The organism is Stenotrophomonas sp. RG-453 (assembly GCF_033843685.1).
GTDB classification, from domain to species: Bacteria; Pseudomonadota; Gammaproteobacteria; order Xanthomonadales; family Xanthomonadaceae; genus Stenotrophomonas; species Stenotrophomonas bentonitica_A.
On the sequence record NZ_JAMYED010000002.1, the window covers coordinates 431,414 to 456,345 of the forward strand.

At 64.0% G+C, this 24,932-nt stretch carries 27 protein-coding genes; 26 read left to right on the forward strand and 1 reads right to left on the reverse strand.

The features are described 5' to 3' along the window. Window position 1 precedes the first annotated feature (1 nt). From NJD74_RS04615 to NJD74_RS04675, 13 genes are all read left to right on the forward strand, one after another. Window positions 2-676, forward strand: a complete 675-nt coding sequence (locus tag NJD74_RS04615; protein WP_319623739.1) for a hypothetical protein — start codon at window positions 2-4, stop codon at window positions 674-676. Window positions 677-716: 40 nt separating this feature from the next. After that, window positions 717-1,097: a RusA family crossover junction endodeoxyribonuclease gene (locus tag NJD74_RS04620; RefSeq protein WP_319623740.1), complete on the forward strand. Its 381-nt coding sequence runs from the start codon at window positions 717-719 to the stop codon at window positions 1,095-1,097. Then, window positions 1,097-1,459 (forward strand): N-acetylmuramoyl-L-alanine amidase, encoded by a 363-nt coding sequence (locus tag NJD74_RS04625; protein WP_319623741.1) that lies wholly within the window; start codon window positions 1,097-1,099, stop codon window positions 1,457-1,459. The genes NJD74_RS04620 and NJD74_RS04625 overlap by 1 nt, the downstream gene beginning before the upstream one ends. 8 nt (window positions 1,460-1,467) lie before the next feature. Beyond that, entirely contained in the window at window positions 1,468-1,854 is a 387-nt protein-coding gene (locus NJD74_RS04630) for a helix-turn-helix domain-containing protein (protein ID WP_319623742.1), read from the forward strand. Continuing rightward, a complete protein-coding gene (locus NJD74_RS04635; RefSeq protein ID WP_319623743.1) occupies window positions 1,851-2,033 on the forward strand; it encodes a hypothetical protein in 183 nt (60 codons plus the stop codon). The genes NJD74_RS04630 and NJD74_RS04635 overlap by 4 nt, the downstream gene beginning before the upstream one ends. Window positions 2,034-2,199: 166 nt before the next feature. Continuing rightward, a complete protein-coding gene (locus tag NJD74_RS04640) occupies window positions 2,200-3,669 on the forward strand; it encodes a toprim domain-containing protein (RefSeq protein ID WP_319623744.1) in 1,470 nt (489 codons plus the stop codon). 165 nt (window positions 3,670-3,834) lie between these two features. Beyond that, complete coding sequence (locus NJD74_RS04645; protein ID WP_319623745.1) at window positions 3,835-4,086, forward strand: hypothetical protein; 252 nt, start codon at window positions 3,835-3,837, stop codon at window positions 4,084-4,086. 10 nt (window positions 4,087-4,096) lie between these two features. Further along, on the forward strand, window positions 4,097-4,735 hold the full coding sequence (locus tag NJD74_RS04650; protein WP_319623746.1) for a hypothetical protein: 639 nt from the start codon (window positions 4,097-4,099) through the stop codon (window positions 4,733-4,735). Window positions 4,736-4,747: 12 nt separating this feature from the next. After that, the gene (locus NJD74_RS04655) at window positions 4,748-6,583 is read left to right on the forward strand and encodes a DNA polymerase (protein ID WP_319623747.1); all 1,836 of its coding nucleotides are present in this window, start codon (window positions 4,748-4,750) and stop codon (window positions 6,581-6,583) included. An 83-nt stretch (window positions 6,584-6,666) separates the two neighbouring features. Further along, complete coding sequence (locus tag NJD74_RS04660; protein ID WP_319623748.1) at window positions 6,667-6,903, forward strand: hypothetical protein; 237 nt, start codon at window positions 6,667-6,669, stop codon at window positions 6,901-6,903. Between the two features lies 1 nt (window position 6,904). Then, window positions 6,905-7,246, forward strand: coding sequence for a hypothetical protein (locus tag NJD74_RS04665; RefSeq protein WP_319623749.1), 342 nt, complete (start codon window positions 6,905-6,907; stop codon window positions 7,244-7,246). 31 nt (window positions 7,247-7,277) lie between these two features. Continuing rightward, window positions 7,278-7,427 (forward strand): hypothetical protein, encoded by a 150-nt coding sequence (locus NJD74_RS04670; protein ID WP_319623750.1) that lies wholly within the window; start codon window positions 7,278-7,280, stop codon window positions 7,425-7,427. Further along, entirely contained in the window at window positions 7,424-8,263 is an 840-nt protein-coding gene (locus NJD74_RS04675; protein WP_319623751.1) for a phage exonuclease, read from the forward strand. The genes NJD74_RS04670 and NJD74_RS04675 overlap by 4 nt, the downstream gene beginning before the upstream one ends. A 2-nt stretch (window positions 8,264-8,265) precedes the next feature. On the opposite strand, the gene NJD74_RS04680 is transcribed toward NJD74_RS04675, so the two are convergent. After that, complete coding sequence (locus NJD74_RS04680) at window positions 8,266-8,724, reverse strand: hypothetical protein (protein ID WP_319623752.1); 459 nt, start codon at window positions 8,722-8,724, stop codon at window positions 8,266-8,268. Between the two features lie 84 nt (window positions 8,725-8,808). Here NJD74_RS04680 and NJD74_RS04685 point away from each other — a divergent pair, with 84 nt between their 5' ends. From NJD74_RS04685 to NJD74_RS04745, 13 genes are all read left to right on the forward strand, one after another. Next, window positions 8,809-9,345, forward strand: a complete 537-nt coding sequence (locus NJD74_RS04685; RefSeq protein ID WP_319623753.1) for an adenylate kinase — start codon at window positions 8,809-8,811, stop codon at window positions 9,343-9,345. Between the two features lie 69 nt (window positions 9,346-9,414). After that, the gene (locus NJD74_RS04690; protein WP_319623754.1) at window positions 9,415-9,594 is read left to right on the forward strand and encodes a hypothetical protein; all 180 of its coding nucleotides are present in this window, start codon (window positions 9,415-9,417) and stop codon (window positions 9,592-9,594) included. A 160-nt stretch (window positions 9,595-9,754) separates the two neighbouring features. Next, entirely contained in the window at window positions 9,755-11,314 is a 1,560-nt protein-coding gene (locus NJD74_RS04695; protein ID WP_319623755.1) for a portal protein, read from the forward strand. A gap of 7 nt (window positions 11,315-11,321) precedes the next feature. Continuing rightward, window positions 11,322-11,468, forward strand: coding sequence for a hypothetical protein (locus tag NJD74_RS04700; protein ID WP_319623756.1), 147 nt, complete (start codon window positions 11,322-11,324; stop codon window positions 11,466-11,468). Then, window positions 11,468-12,220 carry a hypothetical protein gene (locus tag NJD74_RS04705; protein ID WP_319623757.1) on the forward strand — a complete coding sequence of 251 codons (753 nt, stop codon included), beginning with the start codon at window positions 11,468-11,470 and terminating at the stop codon, window positions 12,218-12,220. The genes NJD74_RS04700 and NJD74_RS04705 overlap by 1 nt, the downstream gene beginning before the upstream one ends. A 30-nt stretch (window positions 12,221-12,250) precedes the next feature. Next, window positions 12,251-13,201 carry a hypothetical protein gene (locus tag NJD74_RS04710; RefSeq protein ID WP_319623758.1) on the forward strand — a complete coding sequence of 317 codons (951 nt, stop codon included), beginning with the start codon at window positions 12,251-12,253 and terminating at the stop codon, window positions 13,199-13,201. Between the two features lie 119 nt (window positions 13,202-13,320). Beyond that, a complete protein-coding gene (locus NJD74_RS04715; protein WP_319623759.1) occupies window positions 13,321-13,911 on the forward strand; it encodes a hypothetical protein in 591 nt (196 codons plus the stop codon). Further along, a complete protein-coding gene (locus NJD74_RS04720) occupies window positions 13,911-16,043 on the forward strand; it encodes a hypothetical protein (protein WP_319623760.1) in 2,133 nt (710 codons plus the stop codon). Before NJD74_RS04715 ends, NJD74_RS04720 begins: the two co-directional genes overlap by 1 nt. Next, window positions 16,040-16,510 carry a hypothetical protein gene (locus NJD74_RS04725; RefSeq protein ID WP_319623761.1) on the forward strand — a complete coding sequence of 157 codons (471 nt, stop codon included), beginning with the start codon at window positions 16,040-16,042 and terminating at the stop codon, window positions 16,508-16,510. Before NJD74_RS04720 ends, NJD74_RS04725 begins: the two co-directional genes overlap by 4 nt. Then, window positions 16,495-16,941, forward strand: a complete 447-nt coding sequence (locus tag NJD74_RS04730) for a hypothetical protein (RefSeq protein WP_319623762.1) — start codon at window positions 16,495-16,497, stop codon at window positions 16,939-16,941. The genes NJD74_RS04725 and NJD74_RS04730 overlap by 16 nt, the downstream gene beginning before the upstream one ends. Window positions 16,942-16,943: 2 nt before the next feature. Next, window positions 16,944-19,157 carry a hypothetical protein gene (locus NJD74_RS04735; RefSeq protein WP_319623763.1) on the forward strand — a complete coding sequence of 738 codons (2,214 nt, stop codon included), beginning with the start codon at window positions 16,944-16,946 and terminating at the stop codon, window positions 19,155-19,157. Window positions 19,158-19,162: 5 nt separating this feature from the next. Next, window positions 19,163-22,339 carry a hypothetical protein gene (locus tag NJD74_RS04740; RefSeq protein ID WP_319623764.1) on the forward strand — a complete coding sequence of 1,059 codons (3,177 nt, stop codon included), beginning with the start codon at window positions 19,163-19,165 and terminating at the stop codon, window positions 22,337-22,339. Between the two features lie 42 nt (window positions 22,340-22,381). Beyond that, window positions 22,382-24,916 (forward strand): phage tail fiber protein, encoded by a 2,535-nt coding sequence (locus NJD74_RS04745; protein ID WP_319623765.1) that lies wholly within the window; start codon window positions 22,382-22,384, stop codon window positions 24,914-24,916. Window positions 24,917-24,932 lie beyond the last annotated feature (16 nt).

Here is a 24,932-nt window from a genome sequence, read left to right on the forward strand (position 1 = left end):
CATGAGCAACCAGAAGCGCACCCGTATCGTCTCCCCGGCCGGCATCGCGGTATGGCCGCGCCTGAACGAGCCGGACACCAAGTTCAAGCAGGAAGGCGAGTACACCGTCAGCCTGGCCTACGACGGTGACGACAAAGCGTGCAACAAGCTGATCGCCGACCTGGAAAAGCTGCGCGACGAAGAGTTCGCCAAGTGGCTGTCGGAGAACCCGAAGAAGAAGAAGACCGCCGAAGTCGCCCCGGTGTTCACCGATGAGGTGGACGAGGAAGGCGATGAGACTGGCCGCAAGATTCTCAAGTTCAAGATGCGCGCCTCGGGCGTCTCCAAGAAGACCGGCAAGCACTTCACCATGAAGCCGGACATCTTCGATGCCAAGGGCCACAAGATGCCGAATCCGCCGAAGATCGGCGGCGGCAGCGAACTCAAGGTCTCCTTCGAGGTCGGCGGCTTCTTCGTGGAGTCGGCCAAGAAGTTCTACCTGACCCTGCGCATGGTCGCGGTGCAGGTGATTGACCTGGTCGAGTTCGGCTCGCGCAAGGCTGGCGACTACGGCTTCGGCGAAGAAGAAGGCTACGAAGCCGACGACGAAGCCCAGGCACCGAAGTCGGACTTCTCCGACAGCGACGACAGCACCGAAGCTGGCGACGACGCGGAAGGCGATGACGGCGACTACTGATCCGCTCGCGTCGGTAGTAGGCATTGCGAAGGAGGCCCGATTGCGGGCCTCCGTCGTTTTCCCCTTCAACCCTGTGCCCGCCTCACGTCCCCGCGTATCGCGCTGGGGCGTCTTCTACGCCAAGACCTACAAGACCTGGAAGCAACTGGCCGAGGAGCATCTGGCCCCAGGCGACACCGGCATTGGCCCGGCCGATGGGGTTTTAGTCGTCATCATCGCGGTAGCCAAGCGCGCCAAGACATCGAAGGCCACCTTCGTGAACGGCGACGTGGACAACTTCGCCAAGGGACCGATGGACGTTATCACCAAAGCCACGGGCTATTGGGGTGACGACAAACAAGTCAACTGGCTGATGTCCGGCAAGCGCTTCGCCGAACCCGGCGAGGAACCGCGAACCGAGGTTCACATCTACACCACCTGATGCGACTGAAACCGCTCACCTCGGTGGACACGCTGTACGTCGCTGCAAGCATGAGTCGCCCCGAGCAGATCACCACGGGCGACGAGCTGGCACGAGTCCACCGCAATCAGGGCTACTCCAAGGTCGCCTGCCATTTCGTCATCGAACGGGACGGCGAGCTGTACCTGGGCCGCCCTTTGACCCTCCCCGGCGCACTCGCCGGAAAGCTCAACCAATCCGCATACCAGGTCTGCATGTTGGGCGGCGTCGATGACGCCATGAACCCCGCAGACAACTTCACTCCTGCCCAGCGCGAAACGCTCGGCCGACTGATCGCTCAGTTCGGCCACCCCGTCGTGTGGGCACCCGACTTCCCTAACTAGGAGTTCCGATGAAAACGCTGTCCCCGCAATGCCGCACCGTCCTCGAATACCTGCGCACGCACACCCACATCACCCCGTGGCAGGCCGAAGGCGTCTTCCGTATCCGCCGTCTGGCCTCCCGCATCGACGAGCTGCGCGCTGCCGGTTACGCGATCCAGAAGTCCACGCAGGAAGACGCGAGCGGACAGCGCTACACCCGGTACTCGCTGACCAAGGAACAGCGCCGCGCAAAGCGGCCCCTGCTGGCCCCGCGCCAGGCTCCCGCGCAGTTCCGCATCGACAAGGTGCTGAACGCCTACCGCGACTACTGCCGCACCGAACTCGACCTGTACGACGGTGACCTCGACACCGAGGTCACGGCCTTCCGCACCTTCCTGGAGAACCACGCAGCATGAACCAGACCACCACCGTCATCCCGTCCGTCATGCGCCTGGCCTTCGAGGCTTCCGTCAAGGGCGACGTCACCGCTGCCCGCAAGTCGGGCAACTACCAGCGCGTCAAGAGCGGCCTGAACCGCCGCCTGGGCGTCTCCTACCGCAAGCGCATGTGGTCGGTGGAGCGTGCGGGGAAATAACCGGGACAACGACAGCGAGTTCTTGCAGCACATCCCCTGCGAGAACTGTGGCAGCTCCGACGCCAATTCGCTCTACACGGACGGGCATCAATTCTGCTTCGCCTGTGACGCATACGTCCCCTCTGACGAGGAGGGGTCGAGACCCCAGCAACCCCGCAGGACCACCATGACCGACTTTGCGCGTGGCGAACCGGCCGCGCTCAAGAAGCGTGGCCTGACCGAAGAAGCGTGCCGCAAGTACAGCTATTGGCTCGGCACCGATAAGCACGGCAAGACCGTGCAGATTGCGACCTACCGCCGCGACGGCGAGATCGTCGCACAGAAACTCCGCTATCCCGACAAGAAGTTCTCCTTCATCGGCGACAGCAAGGGCTGCGGCCTGTACGGCCAGCACCTCTATCAGCCAGGCCGTCGCCTGGTCATCACCGAGGGCGAGATCGACGCGATCTCCGTGGCCCAGGCGCTTTCCCTCAAGTGGCCCGTGGTCTCCCTACCGAACGGCGCACAAGGCGCAGCCAAGTGCATCGCACGCGAGCTGGAGTGGGTCGAGGGCTTCGACGAAGTCGTCCTCATGTTCGATATGGACGAGCCGGGGCAGAAGGCCGCGCAAGAGGTGGCACTGATGCTCACGCCGGGCAAGGCCAAGATCGCCCAGCTCCCCGCCAAAGATCCGTCCGAGCTGCTGCAAAAGGGCGAGGCTGAGGCCATCGTCCATGCGATCTATCAGGCACAGACCAAGCGCCCCGATGGCGTCGTGACGTTCGGCTCCCTCAAGGAGAAGGCCCTCACTGCGGTCACGATGGGTATGCCTTGGCACGACCCGCGCCTGACCGAGCTGACCTACGGAAAGCGGTATGGCGAGGTCTACACCTTCGGCGCAGGCACCGGCATCGGCAAAACCGATTGGCTGATGGAAGAAGCTGCGTTTATCGCGCAGGAGACCGGCGACCGCGTCGGCCTGTTCTTCCTGGAGCAGCAGCCGGTGGAGACCGCAAAGCGCATGGCCGGTAAGGTCGGCGGCAAGCGGTTCCACGTCCCCGATGGCACCTGGACGCAGGACGAACTCGTTGCCGCGTTCGAGATCCTGGACCAAGGCCAGGTGTTCGTCTACGACCACTTCGGCTCGACCGATTGGGACGTGATCGAGCAGAAGATGGGCCATATGGCCGTCGCCGAGGGCGTCAAGCACATCGTGCTGGACAACCTGACTTCGTTCGCCGCGGGTGCGGAGGACGAACGCAAGATGCTCGAAGACACGATGGCGAAGATCGCTCAGTTCGCGCAGCGCCACCTCGTGTGCATCTACCTGGTATCCCACCTCGCCACCCCGGAAGGAAAGCCGCACGAAGAAGGCGGGCGCGTGATGCTGCGCCACTTCAAGGGCAGTCGGGCAATCGGCTTCTGGACGCACTTCGCCTTCGGCCTAGAGCGGAACACCCAGGCCGAGAACGAGGCCGAACGCAACTGCACCACCTTCCGCGTCCTCAAGGACCGGTTCACCGGCCAGTCGAACGGCAAGGTCCTGCACTACACGTATGACCACACGACCGGCCGCCTCATCAACAGCGAGGAACCGTCGTTCGACGACGACCTCCCATTCCGAGACGAAACCGGTGTACGGAACTCCGACTACTGACGGCCGAACGGTCGTCGGCTTCATCCCCGAAGACGCCCCGCTCTCGTTCGCCGAGGGCCTGGTATTGCCCTACCAACTTCCCCGTTCCGACCAAGCCTGCCGCGTCATGTACGGCAAGCCGGGTCGCCGCATCGCTATCCAAATCAAAGCTGAGGAGCTACCGCAATGAAGGAACTGATCGCCCTTTTCACCACCGTCGTCACCGCCCCGTTCCGCCGCAAGGACACCGTCGAGGCCCTGGTCTCGAACATGGAAGGCCAGGTTGACCGCCTGCTGACCGTGGCCCAGCGCGAGCTGCGCGATGCCGAGGCCCAGCGTGAACGCGCCAACGCAGCCGTCACCAAGGCACAGGCCCACGAAGAAGAGGCCCGCCGCGCCGAGCGCGTCGCCAGCCGCATCACCAGCCTGATCCGCTAAGGGGACCTCTATGACTGCCGAGCAGCACGCTCGGTCCCTGTTCGACGTGTTGCCGGTACAAGTCCGCCACCTGGTTGTCCTGGGTGGCGGAAGCCTGCGCGCGTTCTATGACGGGACCGCCATCAAGGACATCGACTGTTTCTTCAAGAGCTGCGCCGACTTCTACCGGGCGTCGTTCGAGCTGAGTGCCGAGCCGGGCTGGGTAAGCGAGGACGCACCGAACGGAATCAAGAACTTCCGCTCGCCCTGCGGCAAGCTCGTCAGCCTGATCGGCTTCGAGTTCGGCACTCCCGACGAACACTGCGCGCGCTTCGACCTCCGCTGCTGCGCCCATGTGGCTGTCTGCCTCGGCGAACAGGTCATCGTTGTGTCCGATCCGGAAGCCATTGCGGACGCATCCGCGAAGCTGGTTTTCATCCTCAACAACAACGGCACTGAGCGGACGATCCGCCGCATCACGCACTACGTCGAGGACTACGGCTACACCCTCCATCCGGACCAACCGGAACAGGACGACGTCGAGGACGACTACCCCGGCCACGCGCCACAGGGCGTCCACATCCCGCCGAAAGCTCCCGAGCCGGAATACATCGTCCGCGCCCGTCGCCGCGTCCGCGCGATCCCCGTCACCAACCACGGCTACCCGTAAGGAGGCAGGTCGTTGCTCACGTTCGACTGTGAAACTGACGGCCTCCTCGACCAGCTCACCACGATTCACTGTATCTCCCTCCAGGAAGTAGACGAGGCCGGGCAACCGCTCGGCCCCGTTCTTTCGGCCAACGACCACGGCACGGGCGAACTGACGATCCGTGAAGCAATCGAGAGGCTGCAAAACGCTGACCGCGTTGTCGGTCACAACATCGCCGGGTTCGACATCCCGGCAATCGCCAAGGTCTACCCCGGCTTCAAGGTCAGGGCGTACTACGACACTCTGCTGATCTCCACGCTGATCTACCCGGACCTCAAGGACCGCGACTTCAAGGCCCGCAAGAAGCAGGGTGCAAACCCTGTGCTGCCGGGCAAGATGATCGGTCGCCACTCCCTCGAAGCCTGGGGATACCGCCTAGGCGAGTGGAAGGGCGACTACTCGCAGATGATGAAGGACCGCGGGCTTGACCCGTGGGCACAGTGGTCTCAGGAAATGGACGACTACTGCGACCAGGACGTCGTGGTTACCACGAAGCTGCTGGCGTTGCTGCTGTCCAAGGGACTGCCCAAGGAAGCCATCGAGCTTGAGCAGGCGGTTGCGCCGATCCTCTCCCGCCAGCAGCGTTGGGGCTACCTGTTCAACCAGGAGAAAGCCCGCGAGCTGGAGAAGGTCCTTGTTGTGCGCCGCGCACTGCTGGGCGACCAGCTCCGCGAAGTGATCCCGCCCTGGAAGGTGGTGAAGAAGCGCTTTATCCCGAAGCGTGACGACAAGCGCCGGGGGTACGTGAAGGGCGTAGAGGCGGTGGTCTACAAGGAGGTGGTGTTCAATCCGGCCTCCCGTGCCCACATCGCCGACCGCCTGACCGCGCTCTATGGCTGGCGGCCGGTCGAGTACACCGAAAAGGGCCAGGTCAAGATCGACGAAGACGTACTGGCACCGCTCAAGTACCCGATCATCCCGCTCCTGCTGGAATACTTCATCGTCAACAAGCGTCTCGGCCAGCTCGCAGAGGGCGACGAGGCGTGGCTCAAGGCCGTGAAGAAGAACGGCCGAATCCACGGCAACGTGAACCAGAACGCAGCGGTCACCGGCCGCATGACGCACTCGAAGCCGAACATCGCCCAGGTGCCCAAGTGCGGCGTGCCCTATGGGTCGGAATGTCGTGAGCTGTTCACCGTGCCGAAGGGCAAGCGTCAGGTAGGCGCGGACGCCAGTGGCCTCGAACTACGGTGCCTCGCGCACTTCATGGCGCGTCACGATGGCGGCGAGTACGCCAAGGTGATCCTCGAAGGCGACATCCACTCGGTGAACCAGACCGCCGCAGGCCTGCCTACCCGCGACAATGCCAAGACCTTCATCTACGCCTTCCTCTATGGGGCAGGCGACGCGAAGCTTGGCAGCATCGTGAGTAAGGGCCGTGCGGTCGGCGGCCAACTCCGGACCAAGTTCCTCAAGGGACTCCCGGCGCTGGAGAAGCTGGTCAAAGGGGTGAAGAAGCGTGCATCCGAGGTCGGCTACCTGATTGGCCTCGACGGACGGAAGCTACACATCCGCAGCGACCATGCCGCGCTGAACACCCTCCTGCAGTCGGCCGGTGCGCTCGTAATGAAGAAGGCGCTGGTGATCCTCGACGCCGACCTGCAATCCGCAGGGTTGGTACCGGGCGTCCACTACGAGTTCCTGGCGAACATCCACGATGAGTGGCAGATCGAAGTGGACGAGGACAAAGCCGAGTTCGTCGGCAAGTCCGCCCAGGCCGCCATCCGCAAGGCTGGCGACTACTTCGGGTTCCGCTGTCCGCTCGATGGCGAATACAAGGTGGGAGCGAATTGGGCCGAAACGCACTGACCCGCGGGAAACGGGAAGTCGCGCTCGCACTCGTTCGACAAGCCAGACGCCGGGCAGTACGAAAGGACCTCCCCTTCGACCTCGTGGCCGAGGACCTGTTGGTCCCTGACTACTGTCCGGCTTTGGGCATCCCGCTGTTCCGCGCTGCGGGCCGCAAAGCACAAGGCCCGAACTCCCCAACCCTCGACCGCATCGTCCCTGATCTCGGCTATGTCCGGGGCAACGTGCGCGTCATTTCCGCGCGCGCCAACCAGATCAAGAGCGATGCCACCCCGGCCGAGCTGCTGCGCGTCGCGTGCTACTACCAGGAACACCAATGACGTGACCCCTGCAACCATCCTCCGCAGCATCGGCGTACTCCTGCTGATCGCTGCGCTGGGCGCTGGTGCCTACGCAGTCCACACCTACCGCTCCGCAATGGAGCGCGTCAGCAAGCTCGAAGAAACCGCCGAGCAGTTCGACGAACTCAAGCAGTCGGTCGCCACCTTGAATCGGGAGGCCATCCGACGCGCCACCCTCGACCAAGCAATCCGGGACGCACGCAATCGCGTGGATCGTTCCGTGGAGACCGCACGCAATGAAGAACCTGCTGTTCGCGCTTATCTCGATGAGCGCATTCCTGACGGGTTGCGCGACGCACACCTCGGTGCGCGCAAACCCTGAGCAGTTCCTCCAGCCCACCGTGATCGAAGGGATGCACAAGTCCCTCGACGCGGTCATGGCTGACCCCATCACCACCACCTACGACCTCTACCGCTTCGGCGGGAACGCAGAGGACGGCCTGATGCGCTGCAACGCCGACAAGGCCAGCGCCCGCGGAGTCCTCAAGGAGATCGAGAAGTGAAGCGAGAGAGCGACAAGTCCCCCACCCTCATCATCGACGCGGACGTCTTGCGCTACCAGCTCGCGTTCTCCAACACCGCGAACATCGACTGGAATGGCGACGGCAACACCGTCGAGGCGATCCAGCCCGAGCGCGCCAAAGTGAAGCTCGACGAGTTCATTGAGGACCTACTGGAGAAGTTCGGCACGACCAAGTACGTCTTGGCCCTGTCCTGCAAGAAGCACAACTTCCGCAAGGACGTGAAGTCAGACTACAAGGCCAACCGCAGCGAGAAACCGAAACCCGCCCTGTGGCACATCCTGGACGAGTTCGTCTACCGGGAGTACGCAGACAAGATCGTCGAGATCGAGAATCTGGAAGGCGACGACATCCTGGGCCTGCTGATGACGCACCCGCGTCCGAAGCGCTGCCCTGGCAGCCGGATCATGGTGTCCATCGACAAGGACATGCAGACGATCCCCGGTCGCCTCTACAACCCGAACAAGCCTGACCTCGGTACGCGAACGATCAGCGTGCATGACGCCAACCTCTTCTGGATGAAGCAGACGCTCACGGGCGACACCGTCGATCACTACACGGGATTCCCCGGCATCGGCCACAAGCTCGCCGACGAGCTGCTGATGCCCATCCACGAGGCCCACCTGGAAGAGACCCCCGAGGTCCACCTGGCCGCCCTGTGGGACGCCGTCAAGACCGCCTACACCACCCGCATCCCGCGCGGAGGAGACAAGCCGCTGACCGTCAAGGATGCCGTCATTCAAGCCCGCCTCGCGCGAATCCTGCGCTACGGCGACTACAACCCGAAGAAAGGGGTGGTCAACCTCTGGACGCCGTAAATCTAGCCGACAGGCATAAATAGGTCATTGTCTTCAACGAACTCGAAGAAGATGTTGAAGTGGACAAGCTCCAAGTACGCCTTGTCTATCTCCCTTTCCTGCCGATTGTGAGACCGGTTGCCTGTGACGGTTACCCATAGGTGATGCTCGGCCAGGATGGCGTGCGCGATTCGGTTGCGCGACTCGGTCATGTGTTCAAGCCCGTACAAGATGTCAGGCCGCACGCCCTTACTTTTTAACCGCTTCCGCAGAATGCCTAGTGGCAACGCTTCGACCTCGTCGAAGTCCTCGCCGAACTTGTCCACGAGAACTCGCTTGGCTCCCATTTCGAGGAGCTGCGCGTTTGCCATGAACATCCCGAACTTCTCAAGGAAGTTCAACTCGTTATAGCCCTCTGTGCGCCTGTCGAACTCAGCATCGACCCAATCTGGCTTAGACGGCATCTGACCTTCGTCGGCCATGCAGCAGCTCCATTCGCATTAAGTCTTCAAATCATAGCCCCCAAAGGCCCGCCTCGTGCGGGCCTTTCTTTTTCTGGAGTCCCCATGAAGATCATCGGAATCACTGGCCTGGCCCGGAGCGGCAAGGACACCCTGGCCGACTACTTGGTCAACGACCACGGTTTCATCAAGCTGTCCTTTGCTGCCCCCATCCGGGCCTTCGTGGCAGACATCACTGGCTTCCCGCTGGCGGCGATGGAAGACGGCCCCGAGAAGGAACAGCCCCTCGACTGGCTGGACGGCCAAACCCCGCGTCACCTGATGCAGACCGTGGGCACCGAATGGGGCCGCAACATGATCGACCGCGACCTGTGGATCAAAGTCGTGGAACAAAAGATTCGCCAGGCCCGCCGCGAAGGCGCGACCGGCGTGGTCGTTTCAGACGTCCGCTTCGACAACGAGGCCGACTTCATCCACGACTGGCACGGTGGAGCAGTGGTCAAGGTCGAGCGCCGGGGCGCAGTGAAGGTAGGTGCCCATGCCTCCGAGAACGGCGTATCCGCCGCCTTGGTGGACGTGGTCGTGGACAACAACGGCCCCCTCCACAACCTCCGTTCCTGGGCTGCTGCCCTGGCTGAATAAGCCGGGGTTTTAGTCGTCATCATCGGGGGAAACGCAAGTTTCCCAACCTTAGTTCTACTTAGGACACCTATGGACATCCCGCTCCACTCCTACGAACTGATCGACCGCCTCGACGAGCTGTACCCCGAGGCGATCTACAACCCGAAGGACTGCCGCGAGGAGTTCCTTCTCCGCCAAGGCGAGCGCCGCCTGATCCTGAAACTCAAGGAATTGCGGCTCGTCGAAATCAAGGAACGCAACCGCCGCTAAATGTGCAGTAAGCCCAAGATGCCGGATGCGGAGGAGAAAGACCCCGTCCTCCTCACCCGCCAGGACACCCAGCCGACAGGGCAGGCAGCAGCCGCCCGTCGTCGGACCAAGGTGCGCCTTGACCTGAACGACTCAACCTACTCCGGACTGACCATTCCGAATGGCGAATGAGCAGTCCTCGGCCGATGAAGTAACGGCCGCGAAGCGCTACGCCGACCTCAAGACCAACCGAAAGGAAGCCGAGACCCGCGCCAAGCGGTGCGCCAAGGTCACCCTCCCCCGCCTGTGGGTGGACGAGGGTGCCAAGAACCGCTCGCCCGGCTCCGCCTACATCGACACTGGCCCGAAGTGCGTCAACGCGCTCGGCTCGAAGATCATGCTCTCGTGGCTCCCGCCGAACGCGGGCATCTTCAAGCTGTCCCCTGACCAAGCCGACACCGAGAACATCGCCGAGCAGGCTGGCGTGGAGACCTCCGAACTGGAGGCCGCGCTGGTGGACGTGGAGCGCCTGGTCATCAACGACCTGGAGACCAGCGGCATCCGCTCGGTTCTCTCCGAGGCCGCCAAGCACGCCATCGTCACCGGCAACTTCCTGCTGTATGACCCCGACGAGGGGAAGCCCAAGCTCTACCCGCTGACGTCCTTCGTCATCGAGAAGGACGGCCTGGGCAATACCCTCGAAATGATTACCCTGGACAAGATCGCACCCGCGATGCTGCCCGAGGCGATCCGGGCTGCGGTCGTGCAGAAGCTCGCAACCGAGCGCGACGAGAAGACGAAGAACGACGACGTCAATCTCTACACCTGGATTCGCCGATCCGAAGACGGCCAGCAGTGGGAGGTGGTGCAGGAAGTGGAAGGCGTGGAGGTCCCTGAGACCTTCGGCACCTACCCCATCGACGCCTGCCCCTGGATTCCCGTGGCTGCGCCTCCGTCCCTTACGGACGACTACGGCGAGGGCCTGGTGTATGACTACGTCGGGGCATTCGAGTCCCTGGAAGCGCTGCGCAGGGCCATCCGAAAGGGTGCCGCTGCGATGGCGAAGATCATCATGTTCCTCAAGCCGACCTCGGCCATCCGAGAGAAGCAGCTTGTCGAAGCCGAGTCCGGTGCCGTCCTCCGCGGCGACGCGGCTGACGTCTCGACGCTCCAGCTTGAGAAAGCCTACGACCTGAACTTTGTGCGCACCGAAGCCGATCAGCTCAAGCAATCGCTGGAGCTGATCTTTGGCGTGCGTTCCGCAGTGCAGCGCCCAGGCGAGCGCGTGACCGCATACGAGATCCGTGTGATGTCGCAGGAACTCGATGACTCCCTCGGTGGCTTCTATTCGATGTCTGCTGAACAACTACTGCTGCCGCTCATTCGCCGCCGTCTGGACAAGCTCCAGCGCGCCGGTCGTCTGCCGCAGCTCCCCACGGAACTCCTCAAGCCCCGCGTGACGGTCGGCATCGCGGCCCTTGGCCGCGGTCATGACCTGAACAAGCTGATGGAGTTCGGCGAAGCCGCCAAGGCTCTCGTCGGTGACCAAGAGGTCGCCCGCCGCCTCAACTCTGGCGAAGCCATCGCCCGCCTCGCATCCGCCTCCGACATTTCCACGAAGGGCCTGATCCGCTCCGACGACGAACTCGCCGCCGAGCAGCAGGACGGTGCAATGCAGGAAGCAATGGTGCGCGCCGCACCCAACATCGCGTCCGCGATGACCCAACCACCCACGCAGTGAGAAGCACATGAGCGAACAGACCGACACCAAGGACCAGAAGCCCGCCAAGCAGCCCAAGGCTGAACCGGCCTTCGAGAAGAAGGGCAACATCGAGATCACCCGTAAGGCCAACGGCCTGGTGATCCGCAACGCCGTCGCCGCCGAGGCCGAGTAATGAGCCAGCCGGGCAAGTCCGAAACCATCGTGCAGATCGAAGGCCAGCCCGCAGCCAACCAGCAGCCGCCCGCACAGGGCGGCACCGCTGACGGCGACGGTCGCCTCTTCGGCGGCAAGTTCGCCACCGTGGAAGAACTGGAAGCCGCCTTCGCGGCCACCCAACAGCCGGCCGACGACAAGGGCGGCAACGGTGACACCTCGACTCTGACTGTCGAGGACACCACCGAAGACGACGCTCGTGATGCGTTGTCCAAAGCAGGTCTCAACCTCGACTCGTTCGCTGAGGAGTTCAACTCCGCTGGCGCACTGTCCGCCGAGTCCTACGAGAAGCTGGCGCAGGCCGGTTACCCGAAGGAGCTGGTGGACGTCTACGTCGAGGGCCTGGGCGCTCGCCGCGCGAACTATGAGAACTCCGTGTTCTCCGCCGCTGGTGGTGCCGATCAATACAAGGGTCTGGTCCAGTGGGCCAGGACCAACCTCAACGCCGAGCAGAAGCGCGCCTTCAACGAGGCGGTTACCTCCGGCGACTCCGGCCGCGCTGCACTGGCCGTCCAAGGCATCGTTGCTCTCCGTGGCGGTAATGGCCGCCTGATCGCGGGCAAGACCGCACCGAACGCCGACAGCGGCGTCAAGCCGTTCCTGTCGCAAGCCCAGGTCACCGACGCGATGCGCGATCCGCGCTACCGCCGCGACCCGGCGTACCGCAAGGAGGTCTCTGACCGCCTGCGTGTCAGCGCCCTGTTCCGCTAATAACCCTCTCCATTCAAACCAAGGAATTACATGAGCAACGCGAATCCGTCCCGCATCGGTCAGGTCCAGGCAACGGGCGATGATTGGGCACTGTTCAAGCAGAACTACACCGCCGAAGTCATCACCAGCTACGTCGAGAACTACAAGCTCGAAGGCCGCGTGACCAACCGCAACATCGACAGCGGCAAGTCGGCGTCGTTCCCGAACATGGGCACCATCGGCTCCGAGTACCACGTTCCGGGCACCGAGATCAACGGCATGATCGTCGAACACAACGAGACGATCCTGACGCTCGACCCGATGCTGATCTCGCACGCCTTCATCGCCAACATCGACGAAGCGATGAACCACTACGACGTGCGTTCCGAGTACACCCGCCAGCAGGGCCTGGAACTGGCGCAGAAGCGAATGCTGAACGAGCTGCGCTGCGCCATCCGTGCCGCACGCATCACCGAAGGCAAGGTCGAAGGCCAGCCGGGCGGTGCCGTGATCTCGGCCGCGACTCTGGCCTCCGACCCGAGCGTGCTGGCCGACGCCTTCCGTCAGGCACGCATGATCTTCGACGAGAAGCTGCTGCCGGACAACACCAACGAGTTCACCGGCGCTCTGTCCCCGGCTCAGTGGTATCTGCTGACCGAGAACAAGGACCTGATCGACCGCGACATCAACCCGGAATCGAACGGCTCCTACGGCCAGGCGACCATCGCCTCCATCGCCCGCATCCCGCTGGTGAAGATCAACTCGATGCCGAAGGCCAACGAAGCCGCTGCGCCGAAGGTGCTGGCGAAGTACCGCGGTGACTACAGCAACACCGTGGGCGTGATCTTCCATCGCTCGGCGGTGGGCACGCTCAAGCTGCTGGACCTGGCCCTGGAAGACGTTTACCAGGGCGAGAAGCAGGGCACCCTGATGCTGGCGAAGTACGCGCTGGGTCACGGTGAACTCGACCCGCGCGGTGCCATCGAGCTGTCGAAGGCCTAATCCGCAACACGCCCGCCACGCCTCTGCACGCAAGCGCAAATCGGCGGGCCTTCTCTCTCCACCTACGGGGGACATCCATTCACGGGTGTCCCCCGTTTTTTTGCCCGGAACCTACCCACATGGCAATGGAACTTACCCCGACGACCACCCTAGAGGCCGTCAACGAAATGCTCGGCGCAATCGGCGAAACCCCGATCAGCGACCTGGAAGCACTCGGCAACGTAGACGCTTCCATCGCCTTCGACACCCTCCGCGCTGTCAGCCGTGAGGTGCAGACGAAGGGCTGGTGGTTCAACGAGCAGGAGAGCTTCACCTTCACTTTGAGCGCCGATGGTCGCGTACTGCCCCCGCAGTCGATCCTCAAGCTCACCCCGGCACGCGGCGGCACACCTCTGGTGGTCCGTGGCACGCGGCTGGTCAACCCTCGCACGGGCGAGGACACATTCACTGCGGCACCTACGGCGTCCTACGTCGTGTGGCACCTGGCCTTCGAGGAACTTCCCGAGTCAGCCCGCCGCTACATCGCCATCCGCGCTGCACGCATCTTCCAGACCAAGCAGCTCGGTAGCGATCAGCTCTACGTCTTCAACGAGGACCACGAACGCGAGGCGTTCGCCATCTTCGGCGAAGAACACGCCGACTTCGTCTACGCACGAGGTCACAACTTCCTCAACGACTCGACGGACGTATCCGACATCTGGAACCGCTGATGCCCCTGGTTACGGGCAACTACCCGACTTTCCTGGGAGGCACCTCGCAGCAGGACGACACCGTCCGCTCGCCCTCCCAGCTCAGTGAGGCCGTCAACGCATGGATGCACGCAGCGATGGGCGCAGGCAAGCGCCCGCCCGCCGAGTTCGTCTCGGTGCTGCGCGCCGACCTCAACCCTGATTCGCACTTCCACTCCATCGTCCGCGACGACAGCGAGCGCTACATCGTCGTCGTCGGCCACCGCAGCGTGCGCGTGTTCGACCACGAGACCGGCCGCGAGTACACCGTGAACGCCACGGGCGACGCGCTGGACTACCTGGACACACAAGGTCAACGCGGGTGGTCCGTATTCGCCACCTGCACCTACGCCGACACCACCTTCATCGTGAACCGGCTGGTGACCGTGAAGCTGTCCGACGAGCTGTCACCCGGCACGCTGTACGGCTCCGTGCAGACCATGTCCGATCTCCCGAAGCCGGGCGACAAGGGCGAGGCCGCTGTGCCTGTCGGTGCAATCTACAACGTGATCGGCTCCGACCTGTCCGAGTTTGACGACTACTACGTGCAGAAGCAGTCCTCCAAGGTCTACCTGGAGGTCGCCAAGCCGGGCATCAAGCACCGCTTCGACTCGAAGACGATGCCGCTGATCCTCAAGCGCATTCCCGACCCGATCCATGCGGACGGCTTCTGGTTCTCCCTCGGTGCCCCGCAGTGGACCGCGCGTCTCTCCGGTGATGCCGAGTCCAACCCTCCGCCGTCCCTCGACGGCCAGCGCATCCGCGACGTGTTCCTGCACCGCGAGCGCCTGGGCTTCCTGTCCACCGAGAACGTCCTGATGTCCGAGGTCACCGACCCGTACAACCTGTGGCGCACCTCGGTCACCCAGGTCCTCGATAGTGACCCTATCGACACCGCCGTGGTGACCAACGGCGTGACCACGCTCTACCACGCGGTCCCGTTCCAATCGGCGCTGTTCCTGGCGGCGGCAGGCGGCCAGCACATGCTGACGGCCGAGCCGTACATGGCGGCCAAGTACGTCAAGTCCGACCCGGTCAACTCCTACAGCTCCTCGCCGTGGGTGAAGCCAAAGCTGATGGGCGAGTCCCTGTATTCGGTGGACGACGAGGGCAAATACGCCACGGTCCGTGAATACTTCATGGACGACGCCACGGTTACCGGCGACGCCGCCGACGTTACCGCGCATGTGCCCCGGTACATCCCCGGCCGCATCCGCGCGCTCGCTACCGGCGATCAGGCGGACGCTGTGTTCGTCGCAGTGGACGAGCCGCATGAGTCCCAGGTCTACGCCTACTTCGTGCGCTGGGTCGGCGACGAGAAACAGCAGTCCTCGTGGACGCGCTGGACGCTCTCAGGCGTCGGTCGCGTGGTTCACCTGCATTGCATCGCCGATGTCCTGTACGCGGTCGCTGAGTCGCCCGGTGGTGGCTGTGAGCTGCTGCGGTTCAACCTCGCGTTGAATCAGGCCGACTCCGATGTCACCGCCGACTACAGCTTCCTCCTGGACCGCCTCGCCGTCGTGCAGCCCACGTATCAGGCGTTCGGCAACCAGACCTGGATCGACCTTCCGTTCATCGTGCCCGAGGGCCTGACCATCACCGTCCTCAAGACGGACGATTGGGCCGACCCCGGCGCGTACCTGGAGCTGCCCTCGGGCACCACCTGGGCGAACGGAGGCACCCGTCTGGTGATCCCCGGCAACGTGGCTGACGGCCGCGTCGTCGTCGGGATGGACTACGAGCATCGCCTCACGCTGACCCGTCCCATCATGCGGACCGAGGATCGGCAGGCTGTGCTGGTCGGCCGCCTCCAGGTGCGCGACATCGAGGTCGCCTACAAGGACGCCGCCTACTTCGAGGTCGAAGTGGAGGCCAAGGGCACCGGTCGCCGGGAGACCTTCCTGGCATCGCACAGCGGCGCGTACACCGCGCGTGTCCTCAACGACTCCGTGTTCCGCATGGCGTCGCCCACGTTCCACTCCGGTTCGCGTCGCTTTCCCGTGCTGTCCAACGCGGAAGCCTGTCGCATCCACCTCGTCAACCGTCTGCCGTTCCAGTGCTGGTTCCAGTCTGCACAGTGGCGCGGCATGTTTGTCACTCGAAGCCGCCTATGACCCTGACCTATCGACGCCCCTCCTCCGACGACATCGCCTTCGTCGCTGACCACATGCGACAGGACGATGTCCTGGAGGTGGCGGCGTCGCATGGGCACACCCCTCTCCAGGCGCTCGTATACGCCATCACCGAGAGCGACCGCTGCTATGCGGCGGTCCACGACGGCATCGTGCTGTGCATCTTCGGATACGCCCGTTTCGACGGCGCTGCTGGTGTATGGCTGCTGGGCACCGACTACCTGGTGTCCCCCAAGTCCCGCCGTGTCTTCCTCAAGGAGACGCTGCGCATCACCGACCGGTGGGCGGGCAAGTTCACCTTCCTTTTCAACTTCGTCGATGCGCAGGCTGCGACGACTCTGCGCTGGCTCCGCTGGCTGGGGTTCCGCGAGGTCTGCACCTTCGACGAATTCGGTGCCGCCAAGGTGCCGTTCGTCCTCGTGGAGAAACACGCATGTGTAACCCGGTAGCCGTACAGATCGGCATCGCCGCTGTCGGCGCGATGACGACCATGTATCAGACCAACCAGAACAACAAGGCCACCGAGGAGCTGGCCCAGCGACAGCAGGATCAAGTCAATGATGCTGCTGCCGAGAAGACGCAGGCCCGCATGGAAGAGGCACGCGCCATGCGCGCCTCCTTCCGCGCCGCTGCTGCCGAGTCCGCCGTCTCCGGCAACTCGGTCTCGATCATCGCAAACGACATCATGGGCCAGGCTGGCCGTGACATCGCCCTCATCGACAAGAACCGCCGCAACGGAATCATCGCCTCCGGCGAGGAGAGCCGTGCGCGCATCCGATCCAACAACGCCGAGGCGCTTGGTGGTGTCGCCCAGGCAGGCATGAGCGCCTACGGGAACATCGCCGACTACAAGCGCCTCTCGATCCCTGACGGAGATTAAGCATGGCCCGTGGCCGCTCTCAGATCACCCGACGCACCGACGTCGTCGGGCGTAACAGCGAAGCACCCGCGCTTGCCGTCCAGACGGACCTTGGCGTAGCCCGTGGTGCCGGTGCGCTTACCGGAACGGCTGCGGCCGTCCTCGGCCGGGTAGCCAACATGGCTGGCCGACAAGCTGCGCTCGGTGCGCAGAAGAAGGCCAAGGAAGACACCACTGCGGGCCAGTCGGCGCGCATGGAAGAAGACCTGGCCGGAACCCCCCGCCAAGCGGCGGAGGCCCTGGCCGCTCAGTCCGAACCCTGGCGGCGCGGATACCTCAAGACCGATGGTGCGCTCCGCATCCGGGACTGGCAGGTCGAAGCGAGCAAGCAGCTCGCCAAGGCCGAGCCGGGTTCAGACATCGAGCCTGCCCTCCGCACCTCCTTGGGCGAACTACTGGCTGCGCCCGAGTTTCAAGACCCCCAAGTCAAGCAAGCCTTGCTGCCCGCTGTAGGTCGTGCGGCCGATGCTGTGCGCCTCAAGTGGACTGAGGACTCTGTGAAGGAGACCTTTGCCCGGCAGGAAGAGTCGCTGACCGTCATTGCCCGCGAGGGGATGAAGGATGGCTCTCTGCTGGCCGAAGGCGGCATGAAGGCCCTGTACCAGAACCTCGACTCCGAGGAGTTTGCCTACCTCAACCGCGACGACGTGGACGCCATCGTGGCGCGCGCCGCCGTGGACCTGCTGGCGTCCGGCGAACGCGACCCCGCCGACATCGTGGGCTTCTTCGAGAAGCCGCGTGACGACGGTTCTCCGGGCCTGATGAACAGCCCCAAATACCAGGATGACCTCCAGCGCGCAGCCGCCGCTGGTGCGACCGTCATCAGAAAGCGCCAGGACGAAGCCCGCGATCAGGCAATGGCCGAGGCCGAGTGGTCCCTCCAGGACCTCGCGGACAAGGGCCGCCTGACGCACAAAGCCATCGACGGGTACGCCGAGAAGTTCGGCTTGTCGGGCGGCGACCTGATGCAATTCCGTCGTCATTGGAACACCCAGCAGGAGCAGACGCTCCGCCGCTGGGAATCCGAGGCGAAGGAGCGCAACAAGGACGCAGCCCTCCGCGCGGCTATCGCAAGCGGCAACGCCTACTCGTTCTCCGACTCGGAGATTCGCAAAGCCGCAGGCAAGGAGTGGGATGCCACCCCGCAAGCACAACGCGGGGCGCTGATCCGCAAGTACGCCAACCTTGGCGTGCCGATCCCGCAGCTCTCCGCAATTCTCGACCGCGCCACCCCGAGCAACAAGCAAGCGTTCGAGGCTGCGACCACGCTGTACTCGCAGCTCCGTGCATTTGACCCGGTGTACGCCTCTCGTGTGGCCTCGGGCGACTCCGCTGGAATCCTGGAAGCCCACTACCGGAACACACGGGACATCGGCCTGTCGTTCGAGCAATCGGTCCAGACCTTCGGTCAGGGCAAGCGGCAGGCAGAAGAAGCCCGCCAGGTCGTCAGCGACGCCTGGAAGGACAAGATCAAGGAGTACCTGGAGACCGCCGATGGTCACCAGCGCAACCCACGCGAAATCCTCCGCATCCGCGAGGAGGCCGAACGGTTCGCTGCGATGAACTCGGGCGTCACCGGCGAGGACGCAATCCGTGCCGCCGTGGGTCGCCTTGACTCGCAGCACACGGTGGTCAACAACGCTCGCGTGCCGAACATCGGTATGCCCAAGGGTGCAGAGAAGGCTACCGAGGTGCTGCTAGGCAGCGTTGCGAAGAAGCTGGACCTGGACGTGGACGACCTCCGCGTTGTCCCGAATCCGCGCAACCCCGCTCAGTGGCAGGTGGTCGGCAAGGACGGCTACCCGCTGACCGATCCGGACACCAAGCGCGCCATCGGGTTCTCCCCGGCAATGATCGCTTCCGGGCACAAGCGCTGGGAGGGTGACTTGGCCGAATACCGCGCTCGGCACGCCGTCGAGCAACGCCAGGCTGCGGAGGCAAACTCCTTCGCCAACACCGCCCGCCGTATGCGCCAGCAGCGCTCCACCAGCAGCGATCAGCCAGTACCCGCTGTGATTGCCCGGCCAGGCCTCCCGGCGTCCGCCGTGGAGCAACAGAAGCCGGTGTGGACCGCCCCCGCGCTGGACGACCTGAGCAAGACGCTCGGAACCCCCGCCCCTACCAACGCAACCCCGGCAGTCCCCGAGGACTTTCTGGAGTACCTGACGAGGAAATAACCCGCATGTTCGAGAACCTTCCCGGCGCTGACGAGACCAAGCTCGCGCCTGCGCGCCAGCAGTCCGTCGTGGATGCCGTCCGCGAGAACAAAGCAGCCCGAGAGGAAGCGCAGCGCCGGAAGGACCAGACGACCGTGTGGGACGGTATCGGTGCCGCGCAGGTCAAAGGCGGCATCGGCTTCATCGACCGCTTCGTTACCTCCCTCGGTTTCGAGCCGACCCCCGACTACCGCATTCCTACCGACGCGCGTAAGCGCTGGGAAACGCTGGGCCTCCGTCCCGAGCAGTGGGAGCTGTTCGGTAAGGCTACCTCCGACGAGCATCTGAGCTACCTGGAGAGCATCGCCTTCCAGAACCAGATGGCGGACGAAGACCTGGCGCAGTTCGGCCTGGGCGGCAACATCGCGCTGGGCCTCACCGACCCGGTCGCCACCGGTATCGACATCGCCTCCGGTGGCCTCGGCTATGCCGCCAAGGCTGGACGTATCGCCAACATGGCTCGCTCTGGCCTCCAGGCGGCGGCCGTCACCACGGTGGTCCAGGGCGCATCCATGCAGTACGACCCGTCCCAGCACCTCGAAGACCTGGCTCTCAACGCTGCCACATCTTTCGCGTTCGCTGGTGCGCTGGGCGCGCGGCGCGGCGCGCTGTACGACGGTGACGTCGATCCCTCCCGAGTCAAGGAGCTGGCAACCAGCACGTTCGGCAAGGACTCTCTGTCCGCTGCCCGTGTCGCCAACCTCCCCGAAGACCGTACCCCCGGTATCTCCCCGCTGCGCGAGGGAACCGACCGCGAGGTCGAGTTCGCCGACAAGGCGCTCACCAACGCGCACATCGCCCCCGCCTACGCCAGTATCCGCCGCGACCTAGCGGCGCGCATGGGTAAGGCCAAGTCCACGCTGGTCCGCGAGGCGGGCCGTGGCCTGTTCCGCGACGGCGTCGGCTATACCGACCGCTCCATCGCCGTGCAGGAATCCGCCACCGAGTTCTCCAAGCGCCACCTCGGCACCCTGGAGACCGAATGGCGCGGCACGTCCAATGCGGCATGGGCGGACTTCAAGGACCGCACCGGCACCCACTGGTGGAACTACGGCGCGCGCCGCCAGTTCAACGAAGAGATCGGCCGTGCTGTCCGCGGCGACACCGACGTCTCCCCCGAAGCCATCAAGGCCGCCCAAGGCGTCCGCCAGACGATGCGCGATGCGCTCAAGCTCGCGCAGGATTCGGGTCTCGACGGCTTCGACAACATCCGGAACAACCCCAACTACCTGCCGCGCTACTGGAGCGAGAAGGGCTTTCAATCCCTGTTCGGCGAGAAGGGCCTGACGTTCGATCAGGTCCGCGACGGTTTGGTCAAGCCCGCCATGCGCAAGGCATGGGCCGCCCTCGCTGACGAGGGTGATGAGATCGACGATGAGCTGCTGTCCGCAGTTTCCAATAGCTACCTCAAGCGCGCCCAGGCGAACTTCGAGGGGGATGGCGGCGCACTGCTGGTGCGGCCGCTCGATTCCGACTCAGTCGAGGAGATCGAGAAGATGCTGGCGGAAGCTGGCGTCGCCCCTGTGCGGATGCAGGAGATCATGGGCAACCTCGAACGCAAGACCTACGAGGCCAGCAAGCTCGCCCGCGCCAAGCAGCGAATCGACCTGGACGAGAACTTCGCCACCACGTTGACCAACGAGGCGGGCGAGGCGATCCAGGTGAAGATGAGCGACCTCTTCGACAATGATGTCGAGTCGGTCATGGCCCGGTATCTCCGTGAGGTCACCGGGTGGTCCGCACTGTCGTCAAAGCTCAACGTCCGTAACCGGGCGCAGCTCGACCGCTTCCAGTCCAACCTCAAGCTCGACGCCAAGCGCGCCGGGGATGACGTGAAGGACCTGGAGCGAATGGTGGACATCGGCATCAAATCCACCTTCGGCCGTTCCACTGAACTTGATCCAGCATCCAAGGGTTCGCGCTATGCGCGCGCCCTCCGTAACTGGAACTTCTCCCGCGTGATGAACCAGGTCGGCTTCTCGCTGTTCGCGGAACTCGGCCCCACCATCGCCCACGCAGGCGTGCGGAACTTCGTTGATTCCACGCTGGCCGCCAAGGAGTTCCTGATCCGCGGTGCGGACGGGAAGCTCACCTCCAAGGAGGCCCGAGTGATGGAGTCGCTGTTCGCACCTGGCACCGACTGGCTGCGTAACCCTCCCTTCATGCGGATGGACGACGACGCCCTCGCACCGCCGACGTTCGGCAACAACCGGTTCGGGGTCGGCTTCGACAACGCCCTCAACGGTGCCTCCCACGTCACTTCGGTGATGTCTGGCATGGCTCCTGTGAACACCATGCTCCAGCGAATCGCCGGACGGGCAACGATGCTGCGGATGCTCGATATGGCGAACGCCCAGAAGCTGAGTACGGCCGAGGTGGCACGTCTGCGTTCCTGGGGACTCGACGAGAAGGCCCAGGCTGACCTGTTCGGCTACCTCAAGGGTAAACGCAAGATCGACCAGATCGACCCGAACGCTGTCTCGTTCGAGACCAGGGAGCGCATGGCTGCATTCCTGTTCCGCGTATCGCGTCACCAGGTTCTCGAAGGCGACGCATCGGATTCCATCGAGCTGATGCACTCCACCGTGGGGCGTCTGGTCACGCAGTTCCGCAGCTTCATGGTCAACAGCTACACGCGCCACTTCCTCAATTCGTTCCACCACTACGACGATTGGCGGACCTACATGATGGTCACGCTTTCGGCGTCGGCGGCTGGCATGGGCTGGGCGGCGCGCACGTACATCAACACCATCGGCAATGAGGAGCAGCGAAAGAAGCAGCTCACCACCACCAACTTCTACAAGAACAGCATCGCCCAATCGAGCTGGTCCACGGCCATCCCGTCGATCACCGATTTCGTGTGGGCCGACACTCTCGGCAACGACCCTATCTTCTCCAACAACCGCTCGACCGGCTTGTCCAACGGAATCATGGGCATCCCCACGCTCGACCTGGCAAACCGTGTGTATGGCTCCAGTCGAATGATTGGCGCTGCCATCAAGGACGACGAGCAGATCACCGAGAAGCAGATGCAGGACTTCTGGAAGATTTGGGCCTTCAACAACATGACAGGCGCACGCAACCTCGCCGACAAGGTGATCGAGGAGCAATTCCCCGACAACGCTGACGGCACTGACGATTAACCACCGAGGCCCCGAAAGGGGCCTCACCTTTTCTGAGGACGCATGATCGAACTATCGCGCGGCCTTTCCTTCGTGATGTTCACCTACGAGGGAGGCCCTACGCGGTTCACCGTGCCGTTCCCGTACATCACCCGCGATCACGTCCGGGCGTATGTCGGAGAACCCGGCTCGGCCCGCGCTGTCTCCGTCTCGTGGGTAGACGCCAACACCATCGAGATTCCGTCGCAGGATGACGTGCTGCAAGCACCATTCACTGTGACCATCCGGCGCTTCACGCCGATTGACGCCCTCCTGGTCAACTACCGGGAAGGCGCGAACCTTCCGGCGAGGGACCTCTCCAAGTCCTTCCGCCAACTGCTGTATGCCCACCAGGAACTCCTGGAGTTCGGCAGCGGCGGTCTCCCCGGTGGCACCCCTGGCAACGGCGGTGGTGACTCGGACCTCAATGCGATCATTGAGCAGCTTCTTCGCTCGCCTGCGCTCCAGGACCTCCTGACGCGCATCGACTTGATCGACATGAACGCCGAGGCGATCCTGGAGGAGATCATGCGCTCGCACGAGTTCTTCGACGTGCAGCGTGACTATGGCGACAAGATCAGCTCGGCCACCGAGGAGATCGGCGTGCTGACCGAGGGCAACCGCGTCATCGCCCAGCAGATCGTGGACCTGTTCGCCCGCGTCGATACCGCCACGCAGAGCAACCAGGCGCAGTTCCTGGAGATCAACCGGGCCATCGCCGACGAGACCTCCGCCCGCGTGGAGGCGCTGACCGAGCTGCAAGCTCAGATCGTGTCGAACGGCGAGGTCGTCTCCGCAGCGCTCAACCAGCGGATCGACGAAGTCGAAAGCACGACCGAGGAAGCCCGCGCGGCCACCGAGCAGCGCTTGGGGGCCGAGATCGCGGACAGCGTCGCTCAGGTACGCACTGCGGTGCTGGCCGAGGTTGACGCAACGAAGGCCCGAGTCTCCGACCTGGAGACCGCCGTGGTCGAGCATGGTGGCAACATCGCTGGCCTGCTGGAATCCACGGAAGCCCTTACGACCGCCGAGGGTGCCAACACGGCATTCCGGCAGCAGATGGCTTCGAGCTACGGCGCGAACGTGCCGCAGGGCATCGCCAACGAGATCGACGGTCAAGTGTCCGCCGTGTCGGCTGCATTCGAGCAGCGCATCGACACCGAGGCGTCAGCACGCGAGGCCCTGGCAACCCAGGTGTCCACGCTCCAGACGACCACCGCGCCGACGATCTTCTCCGAGACGCAGCCAACGGCCCCCGCTGGCGGCTTCAAGGTTCCGACGTTCTGGATCAAGACCGGACAGACCGGCGCGTATCTGACGCACGTTTGGGACGGCGCGAGCTGGCGTAAAGCTGACATCGACACCACGTCGCCAACCGGCGCGCTGGTGCAGCAGCTCCAGTCCACCAAGATCACCGCAGAGCAGGCGCAGTCCATCGCAAGCACCCAGGTGCAGGCGTTCAAGGATGGCGCATTCGCAACTCTCCAGCAGAGCTTCAACGTCGTCGCTGGCGAACACGCTGGCATGTACGGGCAGTGGCAGGCGAACTACTCGGTCAAGATCAACGCAGGCACCGTCAACGGTGTCCCCGTGGTCGCCGGTATCGCACTGTCGGCCAACCCCGCAACCGGCAGCGACTTCATCGTGAGCGCCGACCGATTCGCCTTCGTCCACCCGCAGTACACCTCGGGCGGCACGCTGGCGGCCATCCGCTACCCCTTCGTCATCGGCACTGTTGGTGGCGTGTCCACTGTGGGCATCCAGGGTGCGCTGGTGGTGGACGGGACGATCACTGCGGACAAGATCAGGGTGAACTCGCTGTCGGCGCTGACCGCGAATGCGGGCACGATCAACGGCGGTACGTTCAAGACGCACACGCTCGACGCCAACGGCAACGTCGTGAATGCCCTGGAGTTCCGCGCTGAAATGTCCAACGTCGGCGAGTGGCCGCTGTGGATTGGCTCCGGTGGGAAGACCGCGAACAACGCGGTGATGTGGGTGGACCGCTACGGCAACGCCAAGTTCGCTGGCAAGGTGAACGCCCCGAACATCGTGGGCCAGTTCCAATCCGCTACCGGCGTTGGCTGGAGCGGGGCGACGAGCCTCTGCTACCAGGCGGGCAACAACTTCATCCCCTTGGGCGATTGGGTGCAAATCCACGAGTTCTGGCTTGGCGCTCCGGTGCTGGCTGGCGAAGGGCACACGCCCTCCGTGTCGGTCACTGTCACCGCGAACCGTCGCGTCTACGGACTGCACGTGATCCTGGAGGAGCTGCGCGACTCCGTGTGGGTGGTCATCGCCTCGCACGAGCCGCCGATGTACCACGCGCTGATCTCCGTAATGGACGGCGCGGGGAACTCGTTCACCGCCTCCGACTTCTACACCTACGAGCAGAGCGTGACGCTGTCGGCGTCCGGTGCATGGACTGGTGGTGCCCGTGCGTTCCGCGTGCGTGCCCGTGCATCCAGCCCGCCGCCCCAGGTCCACGGCTACGACGCCCCGGCCTATCCGAACTACCTAATCACGTCGATTGGCGGCTTCGCCTTCGGCATTCGATAACCCTCAAGAGAACGCA